Here is a 23,366-nt window from a genome sequence, read left to right as displayed (position 1 = left end):
CGTCAAGATCCGGTCAAATGCGCCCGGATATATCCCCCCCAGCTCTCGGCTACTTGCCGGCAAACTCGAGTGCGCGCTGCTTCATCTGCGTCGCCATCAAGTTCAAGGCATTGGCGCGGGTTGGCGCCAAATGCTCCTTCAACCCGGTCTGTTCGACAAAGCTCATGTCCGCCTTAAGCACTTCCTCAGGGCTTTCCCCGTCCAGCACACGCACAAAAAGCGCGATCATCCCCTTGGTGATCAAGGAGTCCGAGTCCGCCTGGTAGTGCATCACTCCATCTTTGCAGCTTGCGTCAAGCCACACCATCGACTGACATCCACGGATCAACAGATCATCACGCTTGGAATCATCAGCCATCGGCTCGAGCTGCTTTCCCAATCCGATCACGTACTCGTAGCGCTCGGTCCAGTCTTGGAACAAAGAAAGCTCGTCGAGAAGTTGTTGCTGCTTGTCTTGGATACTCATGGCGACGCCAAGATGCGGCCCAGATCCTCAATGTCAACGGAGGAAAGCCTCCCGTATCCATCGACCTTACTGGCTCGATTTCCGAGGCCCCTCACCGCCATCGAGCAACCCGGTAACTTCCCCCAAAAGGAAAAGCGAGCCCGTCACCAAAACCGGCATCCCATTGTCCGCCCCACGTTGCAAAGCGGCCTGAAGCCCGCCCTCAACATCCTCCACCGCATCAGCATCGCCCGCACCACGGCCGCGCAACTTCTCTGCGAGCGCCTCGGGAGCCATGGACCTCGGAGAATTGATCGGCACCAAGATCCATTCCGCACCAATCCGCTCAATGTGGTCCAACACCCCATCGACATCCTTTTTGTCCGCCGCCCCCATCACCACCACCGCTTTACGCTCGGAGCCAAACACCGAATCCCAGGTCGCCGCCAATGATTCGGCCGCGTGCGGGTTGTGCGTCGCATCCATCACCAATTCGACCATCCGGTCGGCAACACGCACCTGACGCCGCTCAAAGCGTCCCGGCCACACCACATTCTCCAAGCCAAACCGGATCACATCCACCCGCAGCCGCAAGCCCATCGCATGCAATGCCTGCACAGCCGCCGCCGCATTCCAGCGCTGATGCGCGCCAGCCAAGCCAATTCCGTATCCCTCCAACGGCTCGTCGATCACAGTCAAAACCGATCGCTTCGCATTCGCCTCCTGCTCGATCACCGTCAGCGCCTCCGGCTCCTGTGGCGCACTAACCACCGGCACACCGTCCTGAATAATCCCAGCCTTCTCACCGGCTACCTTGGTCAGCGTGTCACCAAGCCATTCCGCATGGTCCATCGCCACAGGCATAATTACCGCAACATCCTTCGGAATCGCATTGGTCGCATCCAGGCGTCCGCCCATCCCGGTTTCCAGCACGATCATTTCGACTGATCGCTCACGGAAATAACGCATCGCCAAAACCAGCGTAATCTCAAAAAACGTCGGATGGTTCTCCCAATCCTTCACCGCCTCACGGATCGTCGTGAGCTCGTCCGCCACAAACTCACGTGTCGGCATCTCTCCTCCGACCCGCATCCGCTCGCAGAAATCCACCAAATGCGGCGACGTAAAGAGCCCGCAGCGCATTCCACTCGCCCGCGCAATCGCGTCAATCATCGCACACGTCGAGCCTTTGCCATTCGTTCCGGCCACGTGCACCACCTTCACACCGGGCGCTGGGTTCGCCAGCCGCACCGCCAACAAGCGCTTCACATTCTCCAGCCCGAGTTTGATCCCTATCAACTGGGTGCGGTACAACCAATCAATCGCTTCGCCGTAGTTCATCGTCGCTTTGCTGATAGCCAGAAACAAATCACGCCGCCGGCCTTCCGGCTCGACGGCGTGAATCAAAATTCATCTTTCGGACAAGTTATGCGTCAGCTGAAAGTGGGTTCCCCTTGCCGCTGAAGAACGCAATCAAACGCGCCAATGTCGGACGCATCGCCGAACGCTCGACAATCCGGTCGACCAATCCATGCTCAAGCATGAACTCGGCGGTCTGGAATCCATCCGGCAGGTTCTGGTGGGTCGTTTCCTTCACCACTCGCGGACCAGCGAAGCCGATCATGCACTTTGGCTCGGCCAAAATCACATCGCCCAGGGTCGCGAAAGAAGCCGTCACACCACCGGTCGTCGGATGTGTCAGCACCGCGATGTACCCCTGACCCGCATCGTGATGACGAGCCAGCGCACCCGATGTCTTCGCCATCTGCATCAGGGACAACATCCCCTCCTGCATACGAGCACCAGACGAGGCACAGACCACGATTACCGGCACTTTCTCCTTGGTCGCGGCTTCCACCGCACGGGTAATCTTCTCACCCACCACCGAGCCCATCGAGCCCGCGAAGAACTTGAAGTCCATCACCGCGATGATCGCTGTGTTGCCGCGCACCTTGATGCGTCCGGTCACCACTGCGTCGTTCAAGCCGGAAACCTCGCGCTGTTTCTCAATCTTGCTCTCATAGTTGGCGAAGCCCAATGGGTTCACCGACACCAAATTCGCGTCAAACTCCTCAAAAGACCCCTCGTCGGCGATCGACTCGATCCGCTCACGCGATCCCAACATGAAGTGATGATCACACTTCGGGCACACGCGCAGCGCCTGCTTCAAGTCCATCTCGTGGATCACCTCGTTACAAGCCGGGCACTTCTGCCACAAGCCCTCGGGCATCTCAGGCTGCGAGGATTTACGGTTCTTCGACTTCAGGCGAGGACGTTTGAAAATTCCCATGATCTGTTGTGGCTATCAGTTTGCGTAGTTCGACGCCGCAGCGTGCATTCCGCGCATCTTAGCCCCACCAATCGCAGGATGCCAATAGGCATTTACCTTTTCCTAATACCGAATTTTCTCCCCGATCTCGCCAGACTTCCCCCTACCCCCTCGCGGCCGTCGCCACCACCACCTGCGTCACGCCAAGCTCATCAATCAGCACCCGCGCACACGCCGACGCCGTGGATCCCGTGGTCAAAACATCATCCACCAAGACCACACGCATCCCCTCAAGCTCCCAGCCACCACGCTTTCGGGGCTTCACACCAATCGCCCCTTTCATATTCTCCAGCCGCTTCTTCCGCGACAGCTGACTCTGTGGCGACGTGTTCCGTGTCCGCACCAGACAATCCACCACCGGCACCCTCAGCTCCCGCCCCGCCAACAAGGAAACCTGCAATGCCTGGTTGAACCCACGTTCACGCAATCGGCGCGGCGACAACGGAACCGGCACCATTACCAAGCCCCCCGCTTGCCACATTTCCTCAAGCCGGGGATCAAAAGAAAACACATCCACCACCATCGACGCCAAGGTCTGCCGCAACCGCAACTGACGCCCGAACTTGAAGCGGTGCACCATTTCCCTCACCGCACCCGACGCCCGATACCGCGCCACAGCGAACGCAAACGGCAAGGTCAGATCCTCACAGTTCATGCACCGCAGCCGCCCGTCCACATCCCCATCAAACGATTCCCCACAACGCTGGCAGTACCGATCACTCTGCAACTCCAGCCGTTCCTCACACGCCACACACACATCCCGCCGCGGCCCACGGCGCCACGCCGGCTCCGGCCGCTCCACCAGCCCCTCACAAACCTCACACACCCGGGGAGCCACCAAATCCAATACCTTGCCCGCCCACCAGTTGACTCGAGAAATCACAAACTAACACCTACACAACAACAACTCCCAACTCCAACCCAAAATCTCCAGCACCCGCCCCCTTCTCTTCGCTCCGCCCAACAAACCACCTCGATCCATGCCCGCACATCCGACGCCCGCACATCCGACGCCCGCACATCCGATGCCCACATCCGACGCCCACATCCGACGCCCACATCCGACGCCCACATCCGACGCCCACATCCGACGCCCACATCCGACGCCCACATCCGACGCCCACATCCGACGCCCACATCCGACGCCCACATCCGACGCCCACATCCGACGCCCACATCCAACACCCACATCCAACACCCACATCCAACACCCACATCCAACACCCACATCCGACACCCACATCCCCGTCGCGAAGCGACGACTTACCGGCTAGCCGGAGGTTTCAACCTCCGGGCTCCCGCCCCACAGACACCTCGTCCCGAAGGGACGGTTTACCCCCCCTCGGATCACCGCACAAACCGCTCAAGCGACTCCGCCACCACCTCACACGCATCCGCCAGTTCCTGTTCATCCACCTTGTACGGCGGCATCAAATAAATCACCGGCCCCACCGGACGCAAAATCAGCCCACGCTCGTGGTAGAACTGCTGCAACCTCCGACTCACCGTCGATCCATATTCCACCGACTCCGGTGCCAGGTTCACCGCCGCCACTCCGCCTAGGATACGCGGCTTCTCCAACAAATCCGGATACCGATCGACCAGCCCGAGGAAGTGCTTCCGCATCGCATCACTCAACGCATCACGCGCCTGAATAGTCGCCCCATCGCGCAGCAACTCCATGCTCACCACCCCGCCGGCACAGGCGATTGGGTTCGCCGTGTAGCTGTGCCCATGAGCCAGCGCCTTGCTGAACGTCTCGCCAATAAACGCATCGTAGATGAAATCGTGGGTGATTGTCACCGCCAACGGCAACATCCCGCCCGACAACCCCTTGGCCGCACACAAAATATCCGGCCGCGCGTCCGCGTCGAGATGGTCGGTGGCAAACACTTCCCCCGTCCGCCCGAGCCCGGTCATGATCTCGTCGGCAATCACCAGCACCCCATGCTTCTTCGCCGTGCGAACAATCGCCGACAAAAAACGCTTGGAGTGGAACAACATCCCACCGGCCCCTTGCACCAGAGGCTCGAAAATCACCGCCGCACAATCACCACGCGCAGCGATCTCCTCAAACTGCGCCACCACGGCATCCTCCGCTGCATCGTCCGTGTGCCCTTCCCACACCTGGGGAACCGGCAAAAACTCCACCTCTAGCGCGGTCGCCGGGAATGCCGTGAAAAAGTGCGTACTTTGCCCCAGCGTCATCGCGCCGAAAGTATCGCCGTGGTAGGCGTTCTCGAACGCGACAATCTTGGTGCGCTTTTCGCCACGGTTACCAAAATACTGCAGTGCCATCTTCACCGCCGTTTCCACCGCGGTCGATCCATCGTCCGTGTAGAACACCTTGCCCGCCTTGATCCCTGCAAGATCGAGCAACTCCTCGGCCAACTTCACCGCAGGCTCGTGCGTTGCCCCGGCAAACAACACGTGGTCCAGCGTCGCCGCCTGTTGGCTGATCGCCTCCACCACCCGCGGATGACAATGCCCGTGGATGCTCACCCACCACGAGCTCATCAGATCGAGGTACTGCTTGCCAGTGTCGTCAAAGACATGCGCCCCCTGCGCCCTCGCCGCCCGCAGCAATTCGCTCGGGATTCCGTGCTGGGTAAATGGATGCCACACCGCCTTGCGGTCGCGCTCAAGTAGGTTGGAACTCATGATCCGCTCTGAATTCTAAGGTTCTCTCGGCTTAATGCTTCTCGCCCTGCAATGCTGGCGGCGTCCGCCACTTGCGCGTCATCGACATCACCAGGATCCCGGTCACACTCACCAGCACCAACGGCACGAGCCCCGTCTTCAAATCATTGCCAATCCACGGCAGCGTCTCTTCCAATGGCGCGTCACGACGCGTGCAGGCACTGAACAACTTCAGCCCGAACACCCAGCCGCCATGCAGCCCGATCGACAACCACAGCGATCGCGTCTTCATCCGTGCCACCATCAACACCCAGCCCACCGCAAACAAAGTCGCAAACTCAGCCAGCAAAAACTCAGGCTCGAGCATATGACGCAAGATGATCCCGGTCAGGAAGAAGCCCGACCGCCAATCCACCGTCTCGTCCGGAATGTACAACGCCTCCGGTGGTTTGAGGAAATGCACCACCGCGAAAAACGTCGTCACAAAGAGCATCACCGCCAGCGGACGCCCGCGACGCAACAGCGCCCCGGTCAACAAACCGCGGAAGAAGATCTCTTCCATCACCGCCGCCCCGAACCCGGCAATCAAAGCCGTCGTCAACCACTCGCCCCACTCAGGCTCACCCCGCATCCGGAAAAAGCCCACGCCCACAAACGAGAACCCCATCGCCAGCAAGATCGCCGACGCCATCACCCAGCCCACTGCTAGATAGCCAAACCGGTGCGGAGTCTTCTCCAAACGCAACCCGTGAGGCGCCGCATCACCACCACGCAATGACTTCACCAACGGCCACAACAACACCAACGCAGCCACCAGCATCGCACGGTTGAAGTAGCGCTTGAAGTCCGCCTTCAGCGCCTCCTCGCCCACCCAGCCAACCAGTGGCAGCCCCTGCCTCGCCTCACCTCCAGCCACAACCCACTCCGCAAAAGCCTTGCCTCCAACAAACACCCAAGGCGCCAATAACGCCCCAAGCACCATCGTTCCCACAAGCCACAGCGTGACCTTCAGCCAGTCCTGACGAAATAAAGATGAGCCAGTCATAATCGCCGACAACAAACCCCTGATCACCCCACTTGCCAAGCAAGGAATCCGAAAGCCGCACCAAGATCCAAGATCCCGACCTTCCGACCTTCCGACCTTCCGACCTTCCGACCTTCCGACCTTCCGACCTTCCGACCTTCCGACCTTCCGACCTTCCGACCTTCCGACCTTCCAACCTTCCAACCTTCCAACCTTCCAACCTTCCAACCTTCCAACCTTCCAACCTTCCAACCTTCCAACCTTCCAACCTTCCAACCTTCCAACCTTCCAACCTTCCCGCCCCAGCACCGGAGGTGCGTCCCAACGTAGCCCATGCCAACGGCATGGGAATCGCCCCACCCCACACCCAAGCCCTGCAAGGGCGATCCAACCTCCGTCGCACCTCCCAATCTCCCAACACCAAGCTGGAACGCCAAGCTCCAGCTTGGCCAGCTCCCCATCCGCGCACCGCGCGCACTTCTCTCCCTCCCCGCGCCCCGATTTCAACTTTGCCCTACGCGCCATCCGCGACTATCTATTCTTCATGCCAAGACGCCGCCCAGCCAAAGACCGCGACCCACGCCGTTCCTACGGACGGAGCACCAAAAACATGCACGACTGGCGTGAAAAGGTAGACAACCACACCTACCGCCTCATCCAAGCATGGCGCGAAACCGGACGCTGGTTCTACCGCACCTGCGAAATCCCAAAAGGCCGCGCAGCCAATGAAGGGTTCCCTCGCGTCTGGACCGACCACGATCCAGCAGACCTCTCGGTCACCCAACTCGAAGTCCTGCGCGAAAAGATCTTCGGCAAATACCAACGCCGCCGCCTCCCATGGGAACACGTCGAAGAAGTCGACGCTCTCATCACCGCCGCCAAAGAACGCGACGCCCAGACCTCGTCCGACGAAGAAGAATAGCCAGCGGCACCCATAGGCATCGCAAATCACAGACACTCAAACAAAGGGACACCTCACCAGAGGCGTCCCTTTTTCTTTCGCCCCCGCCCCAGTCTCCGAAGAATCCTCCATCCCGCCCGAGCATCGCGAGCCCTTCACCTCCCCCCATACAAAATCACATCAATCGGCGAAATCTGCGGATCCCAAAAAACAGGAACCTCCTCAGACCATTCCCCTCCCACGAGCGCCGCGAGCCCCTCCCCCGAAACAAAAAAAGAACCCACCATCTGGTGAGTCCTTTTTCATGAAAACTGGAGCCGACTGTCGGATTCGAACCGACGACCTACTCATTACAAGTGAGTTGCTCTACCAACTGAGCTAAGTCGGCCGCTCTGCTATCTGCGAGCGAGCAGCCATATTAGCCACGGATTCACCGGATGCAAGTGCGTGAATCGTATCTTTAGCAGAATTTTTCCACGCGCACCTCCCACCCCGCACGTGTATGAGTCCCTTGCTATGAAATCTCACCCCTCCCCACCCGAATATACCAGCCCCAAATGGTCGGCGGCACGGGTCGAGATCCTGCTATGCATCCTGTTCTTCTTTCACCTCGGAGTCCCCGGGCTATTCACCGTAACCTTGGGCAATGTCATGTCCTCCCGTGGGCTCGGTGAGTTCATCCACCTGGCCATGTCCGCCGGCCCGGTCGCCGCCATGCTCGCCCCGTTGATGTCCGGTGCCCTGGCCGACAAACGCTTCGACCTCGGCAAAGTTCTGGCGGTTCTTTTCGCCGCCTCGTCCATCACTCTTGCCTGGTCCTTCTACCTGCTCGACCGCGGAGCCCCTCCGTGGGTATTCATCTTTGTCTTCTTTATCCGTGCGCTCTTCTTCACGCCAACCTTCGGGCTGATCGCCTCGCTTGCCTTCGCCCTCCTCGGCAAAGGCGACACCCGATTCCCCCGCGTCCGGCTGTGGGGCACGTTCGGCTGGATCGCTGCCGGCTGGACCGTTAGCCACCTTCTCCACGGAGAAACCTCAGTCGCCGGTGGCTACGCCGGAGCCGTCGTCCTCGCCGCCCTCGCCATCGCCTGCTGGTTCCTCCCCGCCGTCCCGCCCCAGGCAATGGTCAGCGCCAAAAAAGGACTGACCGCACTCTTCGGGCTCGATGCCTTTTCCCTCCTCCGCAACCGCGACCACCGGGCCGTTTTCCTCACCACCACACTCGTCTCCATCCCATTTGCAGCCTTCTACCCCTACACCCCCATCCTCCTGCGCGAGCTCGGCGACTCCCATCCTGCCTCCACCATGACCCTCGGCCAGGTCAGTGAAATTGTCGCCATGATCTCACTCCCAATGCTCGTGGCCCGCGTCCGCATGCGCTGGATTTTCCTCACCTCGCTCAGCGCCGCCCTCATCCGCTACATCCTCTTTACCGTCGGCTCGGCATCGTCAGCCACCACCTGGCTCTGGGTCGGCATCTTCCTTCACGGCATCTGCTACACCGGTGTCTTCATCACCGCCCAAATGTACCTGGCCGACCGCATCGCCCCCTCAATGCGCAGCCAGGCCCAATCGCTGCTCGTCATGCTCAACGGAGGTGTCGGCACCCTCATCGGCATGCTCGTCGGCGGCGAGCTCTTCAAACAATCTGCCATCCACTCCACCTCCAGCGGCTGGTCACTCTTCTGGGGCGTCCAATCCGCCATGATCGCCGCCACCCTCATCTTCTTCCTCATCTACTACCGCGGCAAAAACGCCTCCTAATCGCCCCCACATCTGTTCCGCACACCACGCCCCTAACCAGAGCACAAACGAACGCCCATCTCCGCCCAAGCCGACTCAAAATCACCCTAATCTGCGCCATCTGCGGATCCCAAAGCAGGAACCTCCGCAAACCCATTCCCCGCCCCCGAGCGCAGCGAGCCCTACAACCTCAGCTCCCGCCCGCGAGCCATCCATCCAATCCTGCCCATCTGTGGAAAACCAATCCGCCCCGTAACATAGCATTCGCCCCACCCGAGCACCGCGAGCCAATCCCCATCGCCCATGCCTGCGCGAAATCACCCCAATCTGCGCCATCTGCGGATCCTAAAACAGGAACCTACGCCCACCATTCCCCGCCCCCGAGCGCAGCGAGCCCTACAACCTCAGCTCTCGCCTGCGAGCCATCCCTCCAATCCTGCCCATCTGTGGAAAACCAATCCTTCCCCGTAACATAGCATTCGCCCCACCCGAGCACCGCGAGCCAATCCCCACCGCCCATGCCTGCGCAAAATCCCATCAATCTGCGCCATCTGCGGATCCTAAAACAGGAACCTCCGCCCACCATTCCCCGCCCCCCGAGCCCAGCGAGTCTACAACCTCAACTCCCCCCTGCGTAAAATCATGACCATCATGTAAATCCTGTCCAAAACCGCCCATCCTTCACCCGCCACGCACCACTTTCTTCACCGCATCTCTCATCTCGCGGTCACGCGCCTCAATCCATTCCATCACCGAGCGCGCGTCGTCCGTGTGACACGCCGGCACCGCAATCCGACTCATCGCAGCCCGTAAGTTGTCCAAGTCATTCCACTCCCCCAGCTGACGCGCCAACCCGCGCATCGCGGTCACCTCATCCGGCAAATCCTGTCCCGCCAACTCGCACACAATCTGGTTCTGGTGCACCACAAACTTCACCCGCCGACGCGCCTTGTGCCACTCCTCCGGCGTGTCATTCCGCGCCGCCTTGCGCAATGACTTGCGACACTTCTTCGCCGTCCGCCGCATCCCATACAGCACCTTGCGGTGACCACTGAACTCATCCTGAAGATAAGGGGCCAGATCATCCAAAGCCTTGGCCAACCGCGCCCGGATCGACACCCCATCCCCACGCTCCACCGGCACACTGCGATCCAGACAATCCGACGTCACCGCATCCGCCAACCATTCGTAGAATCCATCACCAGCAGACTGCTCCGACGTCTTTTCCATCTCCGTGATCAACGCCCGCAAAACCGCTGCATCCCGCTCGCCAGAAACCATACGCGCCGCCGCCGCCAAGTTCGCACTGTGCTCACGCGCCACCCTTTTATCCGACTCCATCACTCGCCATGCCGCGCGCACCCGCTTGGTCGCAACCCGCAACTGATGCACATCCTCATCACTCAGCGGCCCACCGTGCGCCGCCTTCTCAGCCCATGGTTCCAGAGCCTTCCGACACCATTGAGCCACATGGCACACCCGCATCTTGTCGCGTTTCATACCGGCCATGATGCAAAGAACCCGTACCCTCAGTCAACGCTCATCAACACCAGAGCAGCAGCAAGCACGCATGAAGCAGCACGACACAGCACTCCACCTGCACGCGACCCGCCTCTCAGCCCGCCAGCTTAGACCCAGCCCCCCTCCTAAATACCCGCAGCGCCTCCCTCCAAAACATAGCAACCACAACGACCTGCTAACCTTCGCCCTACTTCCGCCCCCCCTCATTCCAGCTTTCAAGTTCAAATTCTCTCTCGCCCCTTGATCTCGCAGCAACTGCAGGATACCTTCGCGCCGTCCATGCGACCACTGGGTCCCCGTAGTTCAACGGATAGAACAAGAGTTTCCTAAACTTTAGATAGAGGTTCGATTCCTCTCGGGGACGCCACTTCACAACAGCCTCAAAACAAGAAACTTACAAAAGCAGGCGCCCGTCGAGACAGCAACTGTAAGTCATACGTAAGTTGTTTTCATATTAGTCATCGGCGTTCAAGGCGGTTCATATGCGTCACCTCTCCATCGCTCGACAGCTAGAGTTTTACGAACTCTAGCTAGACGACCAAAGCACAGCCTCCAAAGTTAACGCCATAGCCTGACTTGTTGACTGGAGAACTCAAACATGGCTTCTGAGGTCCGGATTGCAATTGTCGACTACCAATCGGAAGACGTTTATAGTCTGTGTACCCGTCTAGGTGACGAGACATTGCGCAAAGCTATGTCAGGTGTGCCCAACCTCGACTCACATAACTCGGAATCTCAACCACAGCCTCCGCCTTCTCGCACTGGGCTGAATGCTCTTTCCCCATAAACTCGACAACTAGCTATCAGCCATAGGAGCAACCCAACGACGCAGCCGAAGAGCGTTGCCGAGAACGAAGATAGACGAAAAGGCCATAGCGCCGGCCGCAAACACAGGTGATAGCAATATGCCGAAATGTGGCCAAAGAGCGCCAGCTGCTACGGGGAGTAAAATAGTGTTGTAGGCGAACGCCCAAAACAAATTTTGTTTGATGTTTCGAAGGGTAGCCACGGACAGAGCAATGGCGTTCAGTCCCCCTTTTAGCGATCCCGACATCAGAACCACATCTGCGGCCTCGATTGCCACATCGGTGCCAGTACCTATCGCAAGCCCGACATCGGCCTCCGCCAACGCCGGTGCGTCATTAATTCCGTCTCCGACAAACGCGACGCTACCGTGCTCTTTTTTGAGTGCCCGAACCGCATCTACTTTGCCACGCGGAAGAACCTCGGCAATAACCTGGTCGATACCTAATTGTCTGGCAACCGCTTCCGCCGTGCGACGGTTATCCCCGGTAATCATCGCAACCTTGAATCCCAACTGATGAAAGGCATCGATCGCACCCGGTGTGCTTTTCTTGACCGGATCTGCCACCGCGATAATGGCGGCAAGCTTCCCACCAATCGCAGCATAAATTGGCGACTTACCGACGTCAGCGAGACGATTCGCAACCTCGGCAAACTCAGCCACGTCATACCCGACCGAAGCCATGTAGCGATCCGCGCCGATCTCAACGCGATCGCTCCCCACGGTGGCGACGACCCCCATCCCCGTTACGCTCTCTAAATTTGTAACATCCGGTAACAGTAGATCCTCCTGCTCTGCCGCTGCAACAATCGCACGAGCAATCGGATGCTCAGACTTGGACTCAACAGCCGCGATTTTTGCCAGTACGTCACTACGATCGCTCCCCTCCAACACCTCGAAGTCGGTCATGCGGGGGTGGCCTTCAGTAAGCGTACCGGTCTTGTCGAGAGCCACGACCCGAGCATCCTTCAACAACTGCAACGCCTCCCCCTTCCGGTAGAGCACCCCCATCTCAGCGCCACGCCCGGTACCCACCATGATCGAGGTGGGTGTAGCCAACCCCATGGCACACGGGCACGCGATGATCAGAACAGCGACAGCGTTGACAAGCGCATAGGTAAGTGAAGGCTCCGGACCCAAGAAGAACCATAACCCGAATGTCAAAAGCGCCAACACCATGACCACGGGAACAAAGTACATTGTCACCTTATCCACCAGAGCCTGAATGGGGAGCTTCGATCCCTGAGCTTCCTCAACCATCCTAATGATCTGCGCGAGCATTGTGTCGCCTCCTACAGCGGTCGCTCGCAACGTAAGAGCACCCGTTTGGTTGACAGTGCCACCAACAACCGCAGCTCCATTCTCTTTGGCGACGGGTAGCGGCTCACCGGTGACCATACTTTCATCGATGTAGCTAGCCCCTTCAACGACCTCCCCGTCAACCGGCACCCGTTCGCCCGGCCGGACTTCAACGACATCACCGACAACGACGTCGGCAACAGGGACTTCTTCTATCTTTCCGTTCCGGCGCACTCTCGCGGTTTTTGCTTGGAGGCCGACTAGCCGTTTTATCGCTTCCGACGTACGGCCCTTGGCCCGAGTCTCCATCCATCGCCCTAAAAGGATGAGTGTGGTAATGACTGCAGCGGCCTCGAAATACACACTGATCGTCCCGGCTGGCAGTATACTCGGAGCGAAGGTCGCAACGATAGAGTAAAGGTACGCTGCCGTGGTACCGACTGCCACCAAGCTATTCATATCAGGCGCGCCTCGAACGAGTGCAGGAAACCCTTTGGTGTAAAACCGACGACCAGGCCCCAGCAAGACCAGCGAGGTAAGGACGAACTGAATATACCAACTCACCTGCGTCCCGATGGTCGACATGACCCAATGGCTGAACGCGGGGATTAGGTGACTTCCCATCTCCAACAAAAACACTGGAAACGTAAGGGTACTCGCTATCACCAGGTCTCGACGGAGAGCGAGATCTTCTTGGTCTAGCTTTTCCGTGGTGGAGCCTACAGTCTTGTCGCTGTCCACTATTTCTCGCGCATCGTAGCCCGCATGCTTGATAGCCGCAATCAGCCCAGCTACTTCAGCGCTCCCCCTCACACTTGCCCGCCCTGTCGCGAGATTGACGTTCGCCTCGGATACTCCCGGCACGTTCATCAGCGCCAGCTCAACCCTCCCCACGCACGAAGCGCAAGTCATGCCGTCGATGGCAAGTTTCACAGATTCGGAGGGCACTTCGTAACCGGCTTCTACAACCGCTTGCACGAGAGAATCGCGCTCTACCGTACCTTCGAAATGAACATTGGCCCGTTCAGTCGCCAGATTGACGTTGGCACGAGTAACCCCAGGAACGGCACTCAAGGCGCGCTCGACTCGACCGACACATGACGCACATGTCATCCCTTCGATTGGCAACGAAACTGATTTGGACAAATCCTTCATGGCTTCTCAGTTAGGTTTTGGCTCGTTTCGAACTCAGGAAATTCATCAGCCTAGAAACTATTCAATCTCCCTCACTCCCTTCTCCTTCACCGTGCAATAGATCGTCGGCACAACGAACACGGTGATCAGCGCGAAGACCATCCCGCCGAATGTCGGGATCGCCATTGGCACCATGATATCAGCGCCCTTCCCCGTACTACTGAGAACTGGCAACAACGCAAGAACCGTGGTGGCACTGGTCATCATAGCAGGTCTAATCCGCCTGGTGGCCGCCTCGATTGTCGCACGCCGCACCGAATCCTTGTCACGCGGAGGATCACTATTGAAACGTTGCTCAAGATAGGCGCTCATCAACACGCCGTCATCGGTGGCGATGCCAAACAACGCAAGGAATCCGACCCAGATCGCAACACTCAAATTGATCGTCTGCATCTGGAACAACGACCGCAAGTCCACCCCGAACCAGCTCCCGGCCAAGAACCACTCTTGCCCATAGAGCCAAATCATAACAAACCCACCAGACAATGCGAATGCGACTCCGGTGAACACCACCGCCGTCAACCAAACTTTTCTGAACTGAATGAAGATCAGGAGAAAGATCAACGCGAGTGTCACCGGCAGGATACGGACAAGGTTCTCTTTGAACCTCACTTGGTTTTCATAGTTTCCAGTGAAGACATACGTCACACCAGGGGGACGAACGAACTCACCACTCTCCTCTTTTTCGTCGAGCAGCGCCTGTGCCTGATTGACCGCGTCGATCTCCGAGAAGCCCGGATTCGTATCGAGGATCACATAGCCAACCAAAAACGTATCTTCGCTTTTGATCATCTGCGGACCGCGCCGATACGAGATAGTTGCCAATTGGCCCAGCGGGATCTGAGCGCCGCTAGGGGTGGCGACTAGCACTTTATCGAGCGCACCGAAATCGCCGCGACGTTCGCGTGGATAACGCACGCGAACCGGGTAGCGCTCGCGACCCTCGATGGTCGTGGTCACCGAACGCCCACCAACAGCCACTTCGATCGTGCGTTGCACCGCCTCTTTCTGCAGCCCATACCGTTGGATTGCCTCGGCCTTAATATCTATTTCGATATAAGGCTTTCCTACCACCCGGTCCGCCGAAACAGCTGCAGTGTTGATAGCGGCAGCCTCACCACTGCGAAGAATCTGCTCGATCTGAAGTGCCGCTTTCTCGATCGATTCGAGATCCGGTCCGAAAACCTTCATCCCGATCGGCGCGCGCATACCCGACTGGAGCATCACGATGCGGGTTTCGATTGGCTGGAGTTTCGGTGCATCGGTCACCCCCGGCACCTTCGCAGCGTGGACAATTTCCTCCCATATATCGTCAGGGGATTTGATCTCATCGCGCCAGTTGCGGAACGGCCGACCTTTCGGGTCGGCAACCAATTCACCAGAGGCATCACGTACGAACTCACTAGTAGACTTATCCCACGCAAAGCGCATCACCCGCCCATCGGCATCTTCTTTAAATTCCGGCTTATAGTTAATCACCGTTTCCACCATCGACACGGGAGCAGGATCAAGCGCGCTTTCGACGCGCCCGATTTTACCTACAACTGTCTCCACTTCTGGAATCGCACTGATCGCAGCATCCTGGAGGCTGATAATTTCAATCGCTTCACCTATCGACGCATGAGCGCTGGTGGTGGGCATGAGGAGGAACGACCCTTCGTCCAGCTTAGGCATAAACTCAGAAGACAGCCCGGGAAACCATTCGTCCACCTTGCTGACAATTCTGCCCTCAAGCACACGGTCAGGCAAGAACCCTAACGTCGCACGCGCTCCCAGTGGAACGAGCAACGACATCGACAATACGACGAGGCATAACACCCAGAAAACAACCCTCCAACGCAGCACGAAGGCCAACAACGTTGGATAGATCTTAGTAAAACCGATCATCAAGGCGAGCGTTCCTCCGACAACCAGCAAAGTGAACACCACATTGCCGAAACCATGATCAACCCCCAGGGGGTGCCATGCGCCCGCCAAGTAAACAGCGACTCCTGCTGCGAGCATCAGATTGGTCACCAGTAAGCCGTGGCGAGAGATACGTTCAGGCAACAAATCGCGCACAGCATTGAACCAACACAGCACCGCGAGCAATGCGGCCATCCACCAAGCCATAGCCTCAAAGATCAACGGACTCATCAGCAGAGCTAATCCGAGTAGGGCCAATCCACTACGCCGACGCCAGCGACTCGATCCGGAGCTACGCCTCTTACCCAGCAACAGGTGAAACAACGGAGGGATCAACGCCAGCGACACGACAATCGAAGCCACCAACGCGAAGGTCTTAGTATAAGCCAAGGGCTTGAACAACTTCCCCTCAGCCCCCGCAAGACTAAACACTGGCAGGAATGAAACCACCGTGGTGGCAACCGCAGTGGCGACCGCGCCGCTCACTTCCTTGGTAGCGCGGAAGACCGTGTCGATCCTCCGCTCGTCGTCGGGAGCAGTTTTAACATGCGACAGTATGTTCTCGCACAGAACGATTCCGACATCGACAACCGTGCCAATTGCGATCGCAATCCCGGACAACGCCACCACGTTGGCATCGACTCCGGCAAACTTCATAGCGATGAACGTTCCGAGAACCGCCAATGGCAGAACAGAGCTGATGAGCAAACTACTTCGAATGTGCATCACCATGACAACGACCACAATGATCGTTATCAGCACCTCATGTATCAAAGCATCCTCAAGTGTCCCCAGAGTCTGCTTGATCAACGACGACCGATCGTAGAACGGAACAATCGTCACCTGACTAACAGTCCCGTCCTCGAGCACCTTCTTGGGCAAGCTTGGTGCGATTTCGGCAATCTTATCCTTCACATTATCGATCACCTGCATCGGGTTGGCACCGAAGCGCGACACTACGACACCGCCGACGGTGGGGCTCCCGTCTTTGTCCAGCGCACCACGGCGCATTGCGGGCCCCAGTTCCACGCTGGCGAGTTGTTCGACGGTCACCGGAATATTGTCGCGTTCGGCCACGACAATACTGCGCACATCGTCAAGGTTATCGATGCGCCCGATTCCGCGCACGATATACTCGACGCGGTTGAGCTCGATTGTACGCGCACCAACATCGATGTTAGAACTGCGCACTGCAGAGAACACCTGCTCGATCGACACATCGAAATGACGCAACGCATCCGGGTCGACATCGATTTGATACTCTTTTACAAACCCTCCCACCGACGCCACTTCGGCCACGTCGTCTGCGCCTTGCAGTGCATAGCGCACCGTCCAATCCTGGATCGAGCGAAGCTCCTGAGGGTCCCATCCCGGCGCCGGTTTTCCATCCGGTGTACGGCCTTCCAACGTGTACCAAAACACCTGACCAAGCCCTGTGGCGTCGGGGCCGAGCATTGGCGAAACCGCCTGTGGCAACGTCCCCGACGGAAGACTCGACAGTTTCTCAAGCAATCGGCTCCGCGACCAGTAGAAGTCCGCGTCATCTTTGAAGATCACAAAGATGGTCGAATACCCGAAGTAGCTGTAACTGCGAACCGTCTCGACATGCGGCAACCCCATCAGCGCAACCGTCAGAGGGTAGGTGATCTGGTCGTCAACATCCTTCGGCGACCGCCCCTCCCATTGAGTGAACACAATTTGTTGGTTCGCTCCATAGTCGGGAATCGCATCGACCGGCACCGGGTCACGGGCGATCTTCATTTCGTCCCACGCAAAGGGAGCAAACAACACACCAACGAAAACAAACAACGCGGCAACAATGCCGACGACCAGTTTGTTCTCCAAACAGAATCTAAGAATCGCTGACATACTAATTGGATTCCTCCTTAGGTTCCGGGATGAATGTGGCGAGTGGTGATTTCACCACACCGCAGCGCAACATCATGTCACCAAAATATGGGTTCAGCACTTCATCGGTTGCCGACAACCAATCCGCTCCGCGATTACCGAATGCCATCGGACAATGCACGACGTAGGCCGATGTGCCTCCCGTGCCAAACTCGCGTGACAAAGCAATCAGCGCGTGGGTCAGGGGCTCGAACGCGACGCGTCGTTGTTTCACCGTCAGTCCATCAGCGCCCACAGCGAACGCACCCTCACGGATCGCCATCACGGCGTCATGCCATGCCTGCTGATCATCTGCACTGAGGCCTTCCACTTTCATATGAGCGGATGCGATATCAGCCAACTTAAGAACTCCTGCTGCTGCAGCGTCAGGTTGGTCATTAGCAAGGGCCTGCTGCACAATGAAGTAACCGTTCAGCAAGGCCTTCATCTGATCATTGACCAATGCCTCGCCGGCCCTTCGGGCCACAAGGTCGGCGGGCTCACCCGGTTGCATCATGCTAACCTTGCCGCCAATCTGGAGTTCCGAATCAATCTTGAACGCTCCGTTTGTCACGACCCGCTCACCTTCCCTCACTCCGTCTTCGATAATGAATTCGTCACCAGCCTTAGCGCCGAGCAGCACTTCGCGCACCTCATAAGTCGGCTTGTCCCGATCCGGCACTTCAACATAGACGATCGCTCGCTCCCCCGTCCGCAACACTGCGGAAGTAGGCACCACCATCGGCATTGCTACGGCGGCAGAGTCCACCATCACGTACCCGAGCTCCTCCGCCTTGACCAGCGGCATTCCACAGACATCACATGGCCCGGGTTCGTCTTTCACAATCTCAGGGTGCATCGGGCTGATCCACTTACCAGCCAGGTCGCTCGTTGCGACTTTCCCTCCGACTGCCACTTGAGCAATCACCTTCCCCGTCGCGAGCATACCGGGCTTCACGAGCTCATCAGGATTGTCGAGATTGATCCGAACTTTCGCAGTTCTGGTTCTAGGATTCAAAATCGGATCAATGTATGCGACACGTGCGGTGAATGACTGCCCGGGAACCGCGTCCAATGTAAACTCCAATCGCTGACCGAACCTCAGCCACGGCAAGTCGGACTCGTAGGCGTCGAATACCACCCAAACTTTGTCAAAAGCGGCAAGCTCGAACAGCTGATCACCAGTTTTCACATAATCACCCTCACTAACAAACCGCTCAGTCACCACACCTCCGACAGGCGCCTCGATATCGGTCCGATCACTTGCCTTCCCTGATGCCACCACAGCAGCGATCTGTTCAGCAGAAAAACCCCACAATCGCAGTTTTTCCCGGGCTGCATTCGCCGATGCCCCTTTGGGGTTCGTCCGCGCCGCAGTGATCAGCTCCTGCTGAGCGACCAGTAATTCAGGACTGTAGACCTTGGCAAGGTGATCACCGCTGTTTACGCGAATCCCGGTGTAATCGAGAAACAAGCGGTCGAGACGCGCGGGAAAGCGTGCAGTCATCGTGCGCACCTGGGTTTCATCAAGCTCGACACGCCCGGCCAAACGCACTTCGACCTCCGCGAGCTTGCGTACTACCGGAGCCGTAACAAACTGCCCGAGGGCGACAGCCTCGTCGCTGAACGACACGCGTCTTGGCCCGAGATCCTCCGCATTGGGATCGAGTTTGATCAAATCCATTCCACAGATCGGACAGGCACCGAACTTGTCGCTGCGCACCGATGGGTGCATCGAACACGTCCAGACCTCGGCAACCGCTCCCTCGCCGTCGGCCACTTGATCATCACCTCCACACGATGGCAATGCCACCACCATCAGCGCGCACAGCGCTGCCGCCAATATCGTCCGCAGCCCTGCCAACGAACTGCCACTCAGTATATCAAAATTCATAACATCATCTATAGGTTGGGTTACTCAGGAACCTCTACTCGATCCCAGCGGCAAGTTTGAGTGCCGCAGCGGCGGCTCCAAGGGCCGCCTGGTTATCCACTTGTTGTAATTGGTATGCCAATGACTGACGCCACGCATCGATCACATCGATGAACCCCTCGGTGTCCGCACTGTACCCGACCAATGCCAACTCCAACGCTTGATTAGCATCGGGCAGGATGGACGACTCGAACAACGTGACCACACGCCGAGCGGAATCAACGCGGGCGACAGCAGCAGCCACGTTGTACCCGACCTCGCTGCGCACGGCGGCCAGTGCATCGCCAGCCTCGGCCAATCCTTCACGTGCTTCACGGTCAATCGCGTCGAGTTTCTTGCGCCACAAAGGAATGGTTACTCCAACCGTCGCCCCGAACTGGTCTCGACCATTTGCCGATGGAGCAAGGCCGCGATTGGACACCGCTCCATATTGCATCCCGATAGCAAAATCCGGCCACCGTTCTAGATCAGCCATTTTCTGCTGAGCATTGAACATCGCAACCCGTGACTTCGCCGCAGCAACGTCTGGATGGCGCGACTGAGCCTCAGCAATCATCGCATCCAGAGCAGTCGAAACTCTCGAGGGTACAGGCTTACGTGGCGATGGTAACGGCGCATTCACCGGGCGGTGAAGCAGCGAATTGAGGCGTGCACGCATCGCCGTAACCTGAGCAGTTGCCGTGATGATCTTCTGGTCAACCAGCCCCAACTCGTTCCCGACTTTCAGCAGATCTTGTTGCGCTGCCTTGTCTGCCCTGACTCGAACATCAACCGATTCCTGCATCTGAACAAGGGCGGCACGCGATTCACCCAATACCCCCACCGTACGGGCCGCCTGATAATAGCGCCAGTAAGCATCGCGAACACGTGCCGCATGGGAGAGGCGCAGTGCATCCAACTCGGCGCGCGCAACATCCGCCTGACGATGTGCTCTCTCGGCACGCGCCCGACGCTTCCCTGGGAACGGAATGCGTTGTTCGACCCCGATCACACCGTCAACTCGACCGGCAGCCGTTTCCGCCAACTGACCGGCGGTGACCTTTGCCGACGGATCGGGCAAAGCCGAAACTTGATCGACCATTGATTCGAGGCGCTCGACCTTGTGACGGGCTGCAGCGACTGACGGATGGCGGGCAATCGCAAGCGCGACGAGATCATCGACCGATGCCGACGACGGCACCGAATAAGCGGACGCAGGTGAAGCGGTTGCTGCGATATCGACAGCTGAAGCTCCAGTCTGAGAGCCATCGTCGGAACCACCACCGCTCCGACATCCTGCCGCGATCAGCGGCAGGATGCAGAGCGCCACGTGAATAACACGGTTCATGGCATTAAATGGTGTGTGTGGTTACGGCATCTCGACGGCGTCCGATGACTCGGCCGTAGCACCTGCCTTGATCTTGGCAATGTACTTGGACGGATCCTTCTCAAAGGTCGGCACGCAGTGGTCACAGCAGAACCGAACTTCCACACCTTTGTGGGTAATCACATGAGGCTCCCCCATGGATCCGAGTTTTTCCCCGGACACCACACAGAAGTCGATCGGGTAAGGTTTAACCGCAGGTGCTTCAGCATCCGCGACAGGGGATGCTGCTGGTTGATCAGAACACGACGAAAATGCAGCAATCGCTGCGACAGCAAGAGTAGGAATAGAAAACTTCATATAGATAGTTGTTGTTGTATTGAGCATGAACAGATGTACCTCCCGCTCTTCGGGAAACGGTACGTAACGGGAGTATCACTCAGGCGCTCGATCTCTAACGAGGCCCGGAGCGTTCCCGGCTCTTACAACAACCAACTATCAAACAACCGGTAGAGTCCGGTCGGAGGTGGCGGGCCACCATCCACTTCTGCGGCTCCGCTGATGACACGAGGAACCGCCACCGGCAGCTCACCCTTCCCGTCCTCGATCGATGCGACCACCAACTGATGGTCGGGAGCAAGATGCATCGTATCCGGGATGGCTCCTCCACTGGACTCGGCGAGCTGGCGCTTACCGCACGGACAATCACTATCATCGCCACAAGGCGCTGGCTCATCCACCGGCTGACTTGTGCAACAAGAACTCACCGGCGCGTCGACACCCCCAAACACGGACTGAACGGAACAACAACAAAATGGCAACACCAACCAAACGATCATCGCGATCGCGGTCAGTTTGTTGGTCATTTTGATACGACTCATCAACCATGAAGAAGCACGCACCTAATCATAGGTCAAGCTCTATTTAAGACCTAAAGCGTGTTGCCTCATAAAAGAGGACACTGAAGCAGTTTGGAGCAAGAAGGCCTAAACCTCCCGTTGCCTCACAATTAGGGACACCATGGCACCAGCCATGGAAATGAGTGAATCAAGCATAGAAGAATACACGCTGAAGATGCAGGCGAGGTACGCTCGCAGGCGATCGAAACAGGCTCGATCCAGGCTATTGGATGAATATGTCGCGGTAACCGGCCGTGAGAGAAAGCACGCCAACAAGGTGCTTTTGGGGCATAAGAGAAACCCTAGCACAAAGAAGCGCCGTGGGGCTCCGCGGCGATATGGAGAGGAACTGGTGAGTGAACTCAGGCGTTGCTGGCTGGCGATGGATCAGCCCTGTGGCAAGCGCATGAAGGACATGCTGCCGTTGTGGATCGAGCACATTGAGTATTCGGCAGGTGTACGTGAACAACTCAAGCAAGTGAGTGCAGCGAGCATTGATCGGCATCTGGCGTCTTTCAAAGTGACCGCCAGCAAGAAAGCCCGCCCACCGAAGCCTGCCTCAGCGGTAAAGAGGCTGATTGATGTGCGAGCGGAAAGCTGGGACGTGTCGGAGCCGGGGTGGACTGAGGTTGATACCGTGGCCCACTGTGGCGGAGATATGAGCGGAAGCTTCATCTGGACGCTCACCAGCGTGGATGTATTTAGCGGTTGGACCGAGCTGAGAGCTACGTGGAATCGAGGTCAACACGCTTGTTGTGAAGCCCTTGAAAGCATTTGGAGCTCGCAGCCATTCAAGTTACTTGGAGTTGATAGCGATAACGGTGGCGAGTTTTTAAACCATCACCTCCACCAACGTCTAAAAGGCCATGGAATCAAACAAACCCGCTCACGGCCCTACTTCAAAAACGATCAAGCCTACGTCGAGCAGAAGAACTATACCCATGTCAGAGAGTTGCTTGGCTACGAACGTTTCGAGCACCAAGAGTTGATCGAAGGTCTAAACGAGCTACTCACCAATTGGAGCCTTTGGAAGAACTTGTTTTGCGTAACGATGCAACAAGTCAGTAAAGAAAGAGTAGGCTCCAAACAGATCCGAAAACACGCCAAGCAGAGCCGCACGCCGGCACAGCGCCTACTGGATGGATCAACACTCACTCCAAGGGAAGAGGAGCGGCTGCGTGATTTACTAGAAGCTCACAATCCTTTTGAGATGCGAGAAAGGATCCGCCAACTCGAAGACAAATTTTGGGAGACTCGGAACAACCTCTACCTCGGGGACGAAGAAGCCCTTGTCGTTGAGGGGCGGACTCCGCTACGCTCCGACCGCCCCTCAACGACAACCAAAGAACGAACCACACACAAGGTCGCTTCGGTGTCCCAATTATGAGGCAACGGTACCCTTCAGCTTGAGATCTTTGAGTGTGCTCGATTTATGAGGCAACAGGAAAGCGGCGAAATTCTTTCCCATTTTGAGTTATAAATAACTGATAGAGAAGAACATGCTCTATCACTACCTATCGGGTTTCATCCCGATGTGT

Annotated in this window: 17 protein-coding genes and 2 tRNA genes; 4 read left to right on the top strand and 15 right to left on the bottom strand. The window is 57.7% G+C overall.

The annotated features are described in order from the left end of the window. Positions 1-49: 49 nt before the first annotated feature. From G3M56_RS03970 to G3M56_RS03940, 7 genes are all read right to left on the bottom strand, one after another. Positions 50-466, bottom strand: a complete 417-nt coding sequence (locus G3M56_RS03970) for a SufE family protein (protein ID WP_164365473.1) — start codon at positions 464-466, stop codon at positions 50-52. 66 nt (positions 467-532) lie between these two features. Next, a complete protein-coding gene (locus G3M56_RS03965) occupies positions 533-1,852 on the bottom strand; it encodes a bifunctional folylpolyglutamate synthase/dihydrofolate synthase (RefSeq protein WP_164365472.1) in 1,320 nt (439 codons plus the stop codon). A gap of 19 nt (positions 1,853-1,871) precedes the next feature. Then, positions 1,872-2,735: an acetyl-CoA carboxylase, carboxyltransferase subunit beta gene (accD, locus tag G3M56_RS03960; protein ID WP_164365471.1), complete on the bottom strand. Its 864-nt coding sequence runs from the start codon at positions 2,733-2,735 to the stop codon at positions 1,872-1,874. Between the two features lie 142 nt (positions 2,736-2,877). Beyond that, complete coding sequence (locus G3M56_RS03955; protein ID WP_164365470.1) at positions 2,878-3,657, bottom strand: ComFC family protein; 780 nt, start codon at positions 3,655-3,657, stop codon at positions 2,878-2,880. Between the two features lie 3 nt (positions 3,658-3,660). Next, a complete protein-coding gene (locus G3M56_RS03950) occupies positions 3,661-3,978 on the bottom strand; it encodes a hypothetical protein (protein ID WP_235203577.1) in 318 nt (105 codons plus the stop codon). Positions 3,979-4,121: 143 nt separating this feature from the next. After that, positions 4,122-5,435, bottom strand: coding sequence for an adenosylmethionine--8-amino-7-oxononanoate transaminase (bioA, locus tag G3M56_RS03945; protein ID WP_164365469.1), 1,314 nt, complete (start codon positions 5,433-5,435; stop codon positions 4,122-4,124). Positions 5,436-5,466: 31 nt separating this feature from the next. Continuing rightward, the gene (locus G3M56_RS03940) at positions 5,467-6,459 is read right to left on the bottom strand and encodes a CPBP family intramembrane glutamic endopeptidase (RefSeq protein WP_164365468.1); all 993 of its coding nucleotides are present in this window, start codon (positions 6,457-6,459) and stop codon (positions 5,467-5,469) included. Positions 6,460-6,982: 523 nt separating this feature from the next. Between G3M56_RS03940 and G3M56_RS03935 the strand changes: the two genes are divergently transcribed. Further along, positions 6,983-7,360 carry a hypothetical protein gene (locus G3M56_RS03935; RefSeq protein WP_164365467.1) on the top strand — a complete coding sequence of 126 codons (378 nt, stop codon included), beginning with the start codon at positions 6,983-6,985 and terminating at the stop codon, positions 7,358-7,360. Positions 7,361-7,651: 291 nt separating this feature from the next. On the opposite strand, the gene G3M56_RS03930 is transcribed toward G3M56_RS03935, so the two are convergent. After that, a tRNA-Thr gene (locus G3M56_RS03930) sits at positions 7,652-7,727 on the bottom strand. Positions 7,728-7,855: 128 nt separating this feature from the next. On the opposite strand from G3M56_RS03930, the gene G3M56_RS03925 reads away from it, so the two are divergent. Then, positions 7,856-9,103 carry an MFS transporter gene (locus G3M56_RS03925; RefSeq protein ID WP_164365466.1) on the top strand — a complete coding sequence of 416 codons (1,248 nt, stop codon included), beginning with the start codon at positions 7,856-7,858 and terminating at the stop codon, positions 9,101-9,103. A 660-nt stretch (positions 9,104-9,763) separates the two neighbouring features. Here G3M56_RS03925 and G3M56_RS03920 read toward each other — a convergent pair. Next, the gene (locus G3M56_RS03920; RefSeq protein WP_164365465.1) at positions 9,764-10,591 is read right to left on the bottom strand and encodes a CHAD domain-containing protein; all 828 of its coding nucleotides are present in this window, start codon (positions 10,589-10,591) and stop codon (positions 9,764-9,766) included. 304 nt (positions 10,592-10,895) lie between these two features. Between G3M56_RS03920 and G3M56_RS03915 the strand changes: the two genes are divergently transcribed. Next, positions 10,896-10,970 (top strand) — tRNA-Arg (locus G3M56_RS03915). Between the two features lie 429 nt (positions 10,971-11,399). On the opposite strand, the gene G3M56_RS03910 is transcribed toward G3M56_RS03915, so the two are convergent. From G3M56_RS03910 to G3M56_RS03885, 6 genes are all read right to left on the bottom strand, one after another. After that, a complete protein-coding gene (locus G3M56_RS03910) occupies positions 11,400-13,862 on the bottom strand; it encodes a heavy metal translocating P-type ATPase (RefSeq protein ID WP_164365464.1) in 2,463 nt (820 codons plus the stop codon). 57 nt (positions 13,863-13,919) lie between these two features. Then, complete coding sequence (locus tag G3M56_RS03905) at positions 13,920-17,675, bottom strand: efflux RND transporter permease subunit (protein WP_164365463.1); 3,756 nt, start codon at positions 17,673-17,675, stop codon at positions 13,920-13,922. Position 17,676: 1 nt separating this feature from the next. Further along, positions 17,677-19,587 (bottom strand): heavy metal-binding domain-containing protein, encoded by a 1,911-nt coding sequence (locus tag G3M56_RS03900; RefSeq protein WP_164365462.1) that lies wholly within the window; start codon positions 19,585-19,587, stop codon positions 17,677-17,679. A gap of 34 nt (positions 19,588-19,621) precedes the next feature. Next, positions 19,622-20,953 carry a TolC family protein gene (locus tag G3M56_RS03895; protein ID WP_164365461.1) on the bottom strand — a complete coding sequence of 444 codons (1,332 nt, stop codon included), beginning with the start codon at positions 20,951-20,953 and terminating at the stop codon, positions 19,622-19,624. A 21-nt stretch (positions 20,954-20,974) separates the two neighbouring features. Further along, entirely contained in the window at positions 20,975-21,289 is a 315-nt protein-coding gene (locus G3M56_RS03890) for a hypothetical protein (RefSeq protein ID WP_164365460.1), read from the bottom strand. A 122-nt stretch (positions 21,290-21,411) separates the two neighbouring features. Continuing rightward, entirely contained in the window at positions 21,412-21,810 is a 399-nt protein-coding gene (locus G3M56_RS03885) for a hypothetical protein (RefSeq protein ID WP_164365459.1), read from the bottom strand. A gap of 139 nt (positions 21,811-21,949) precedes the next feature. On the opposite strand from G3M56_RS03885, the gene G3M56_RS03880 reads away from it, so the two are divergent. Further along, positions 21,950-23,215: an integrase catalytic domain-containing protein gene (locus G3M56_RS03880; RefSeq protein ID WP_164365458.1), complete on the top strand. Its 1,266-nt coding sequence runs from the start codon at positions 21,950-21,952 to the stop codon at positions 23,213-23,215. Positions 23,216-23,366: the final 151 nt, after the last annotated feature.

It is taken from the genome of Sulfuriroseicoccus oceanibius (assembly GCF_010681825.2).
Classification (GTDB): Bacteria; Verrucomicrobiota; Verrucomicrobiia; order Verrucomicrobiales; family SLCJ01; genus Sulfuriroseicoccus; species Sulfuriroseicoccus oceanibius.
Note: the sequence above shows the minus strand (reverse complement) of the source record. Positions and strands in the feature narration are given on the sequence as shown.

Bases quoted from the DNA above. Each gene is read 5' to 3' on its own strand.
- G3M56_RS03970 (WP_164365473.1), bottom strand. From the start codon at position 466: ATGAGTATCCAAGACAAGCAGCAACAACTTCTCGACGAGCTTTCTTTG.
- accD (WP_164365471.1), bottom strand. From the start codon at position 2,735: ATGGGAATTTTCAAACGTCCTCGCCTGAAGTCGAAGAACCGTAAATCC.
- G3M56_RS03950 (WP_235203577.1), bottom strand. From the start codon at position 3,978: ATGTGGGTGTTGGATGTGGGTGTTGGATGTGGGCGTCGGATGTGGGCG.
- bioA (WP_164365469.1), bottom strand. From the start codon at position 5,435: ATGAGTTCCAACCTACTTGAGCGCGACCGCAAGGCGGTGTGGCATCCA.
- G3M56_RS03940 (WP_164365468.1), bottom strand. From the start codon at position 6,459: ATGACTGGCTCATCTTTATTTCGTCAGGACTGGCTGAAGGTCACGCTG.
- G3M56_RS03935 (WP_164365467.1), top strand. From the start codon at position 6,983: ATGCCAAGACGCCGCCCAGCCAAAGACCGCGACCCACGCCGTTCCTAC.
- G3M56_RS03925 (WP_164365466.1), top strand. From the start codon at position 7,856: ATGAAATCTCACCCCTCCCCACCCGAATATACCAGCCCCAAATGGTCG.
- G3M56_RS03920 (WP_164365465.1), bottom strand. From the start codon at position 10,591: ATGGCCGGTATGAAACGCGACAAGATGCGGGTGTGCCATGTGGCTCAA.
- G3M56_RS03910 (WP_164365464.1), bottom strand. From the start codon at position 13,862: ATGAAGGATTTGTCCAAATCAGTTTCGTTGCCAATCGAAGGGATGACA.
- G3M56_RS03905 (WP_164365463.1), bottom strand. From the start codon at position 17,675: ATGTCAGCGATTCTTAGATTCTGTTTGGAGAACAAACTGGTCGTCGGC.
- G3M56_RS03900 (WP_164365462.1), bottom strand. From the start codon at position 19,587: ATGAATTTTGATATACTGAGTGGCAGTTCGTTGGCAGGGCTGCGGACG.
- G3M56_RS03895 (WP_164365461.1), bottom strand. From the start codon at position 20,953: ATGAACCGTGTTATTCACGTGGCGCTCTGCATCCTGCCGCTGATCGCG.
- G3M56_RS03890 (WP_164365460.1), bottom strand. From the start codon at position 21,289: ATGAAGTTTTCTATTCCTACTCTTGCTGTCGCAGCGATTGCTGCATTT.
- G3M56_RS03885 (WP_164365459.1), bottom strand. From the start codon at position 21,810: ATGAGTCGTATCAAAATGACCAACAAACTGACCGCGATCGCGATGATC.
- G3M56_RS03880 (WP_164365458.1), top strand. From the start codon at position 21,950: ATGGCACCAGCCATGGAAATGAGTGAATCAAGCATAGAAGAATACACG.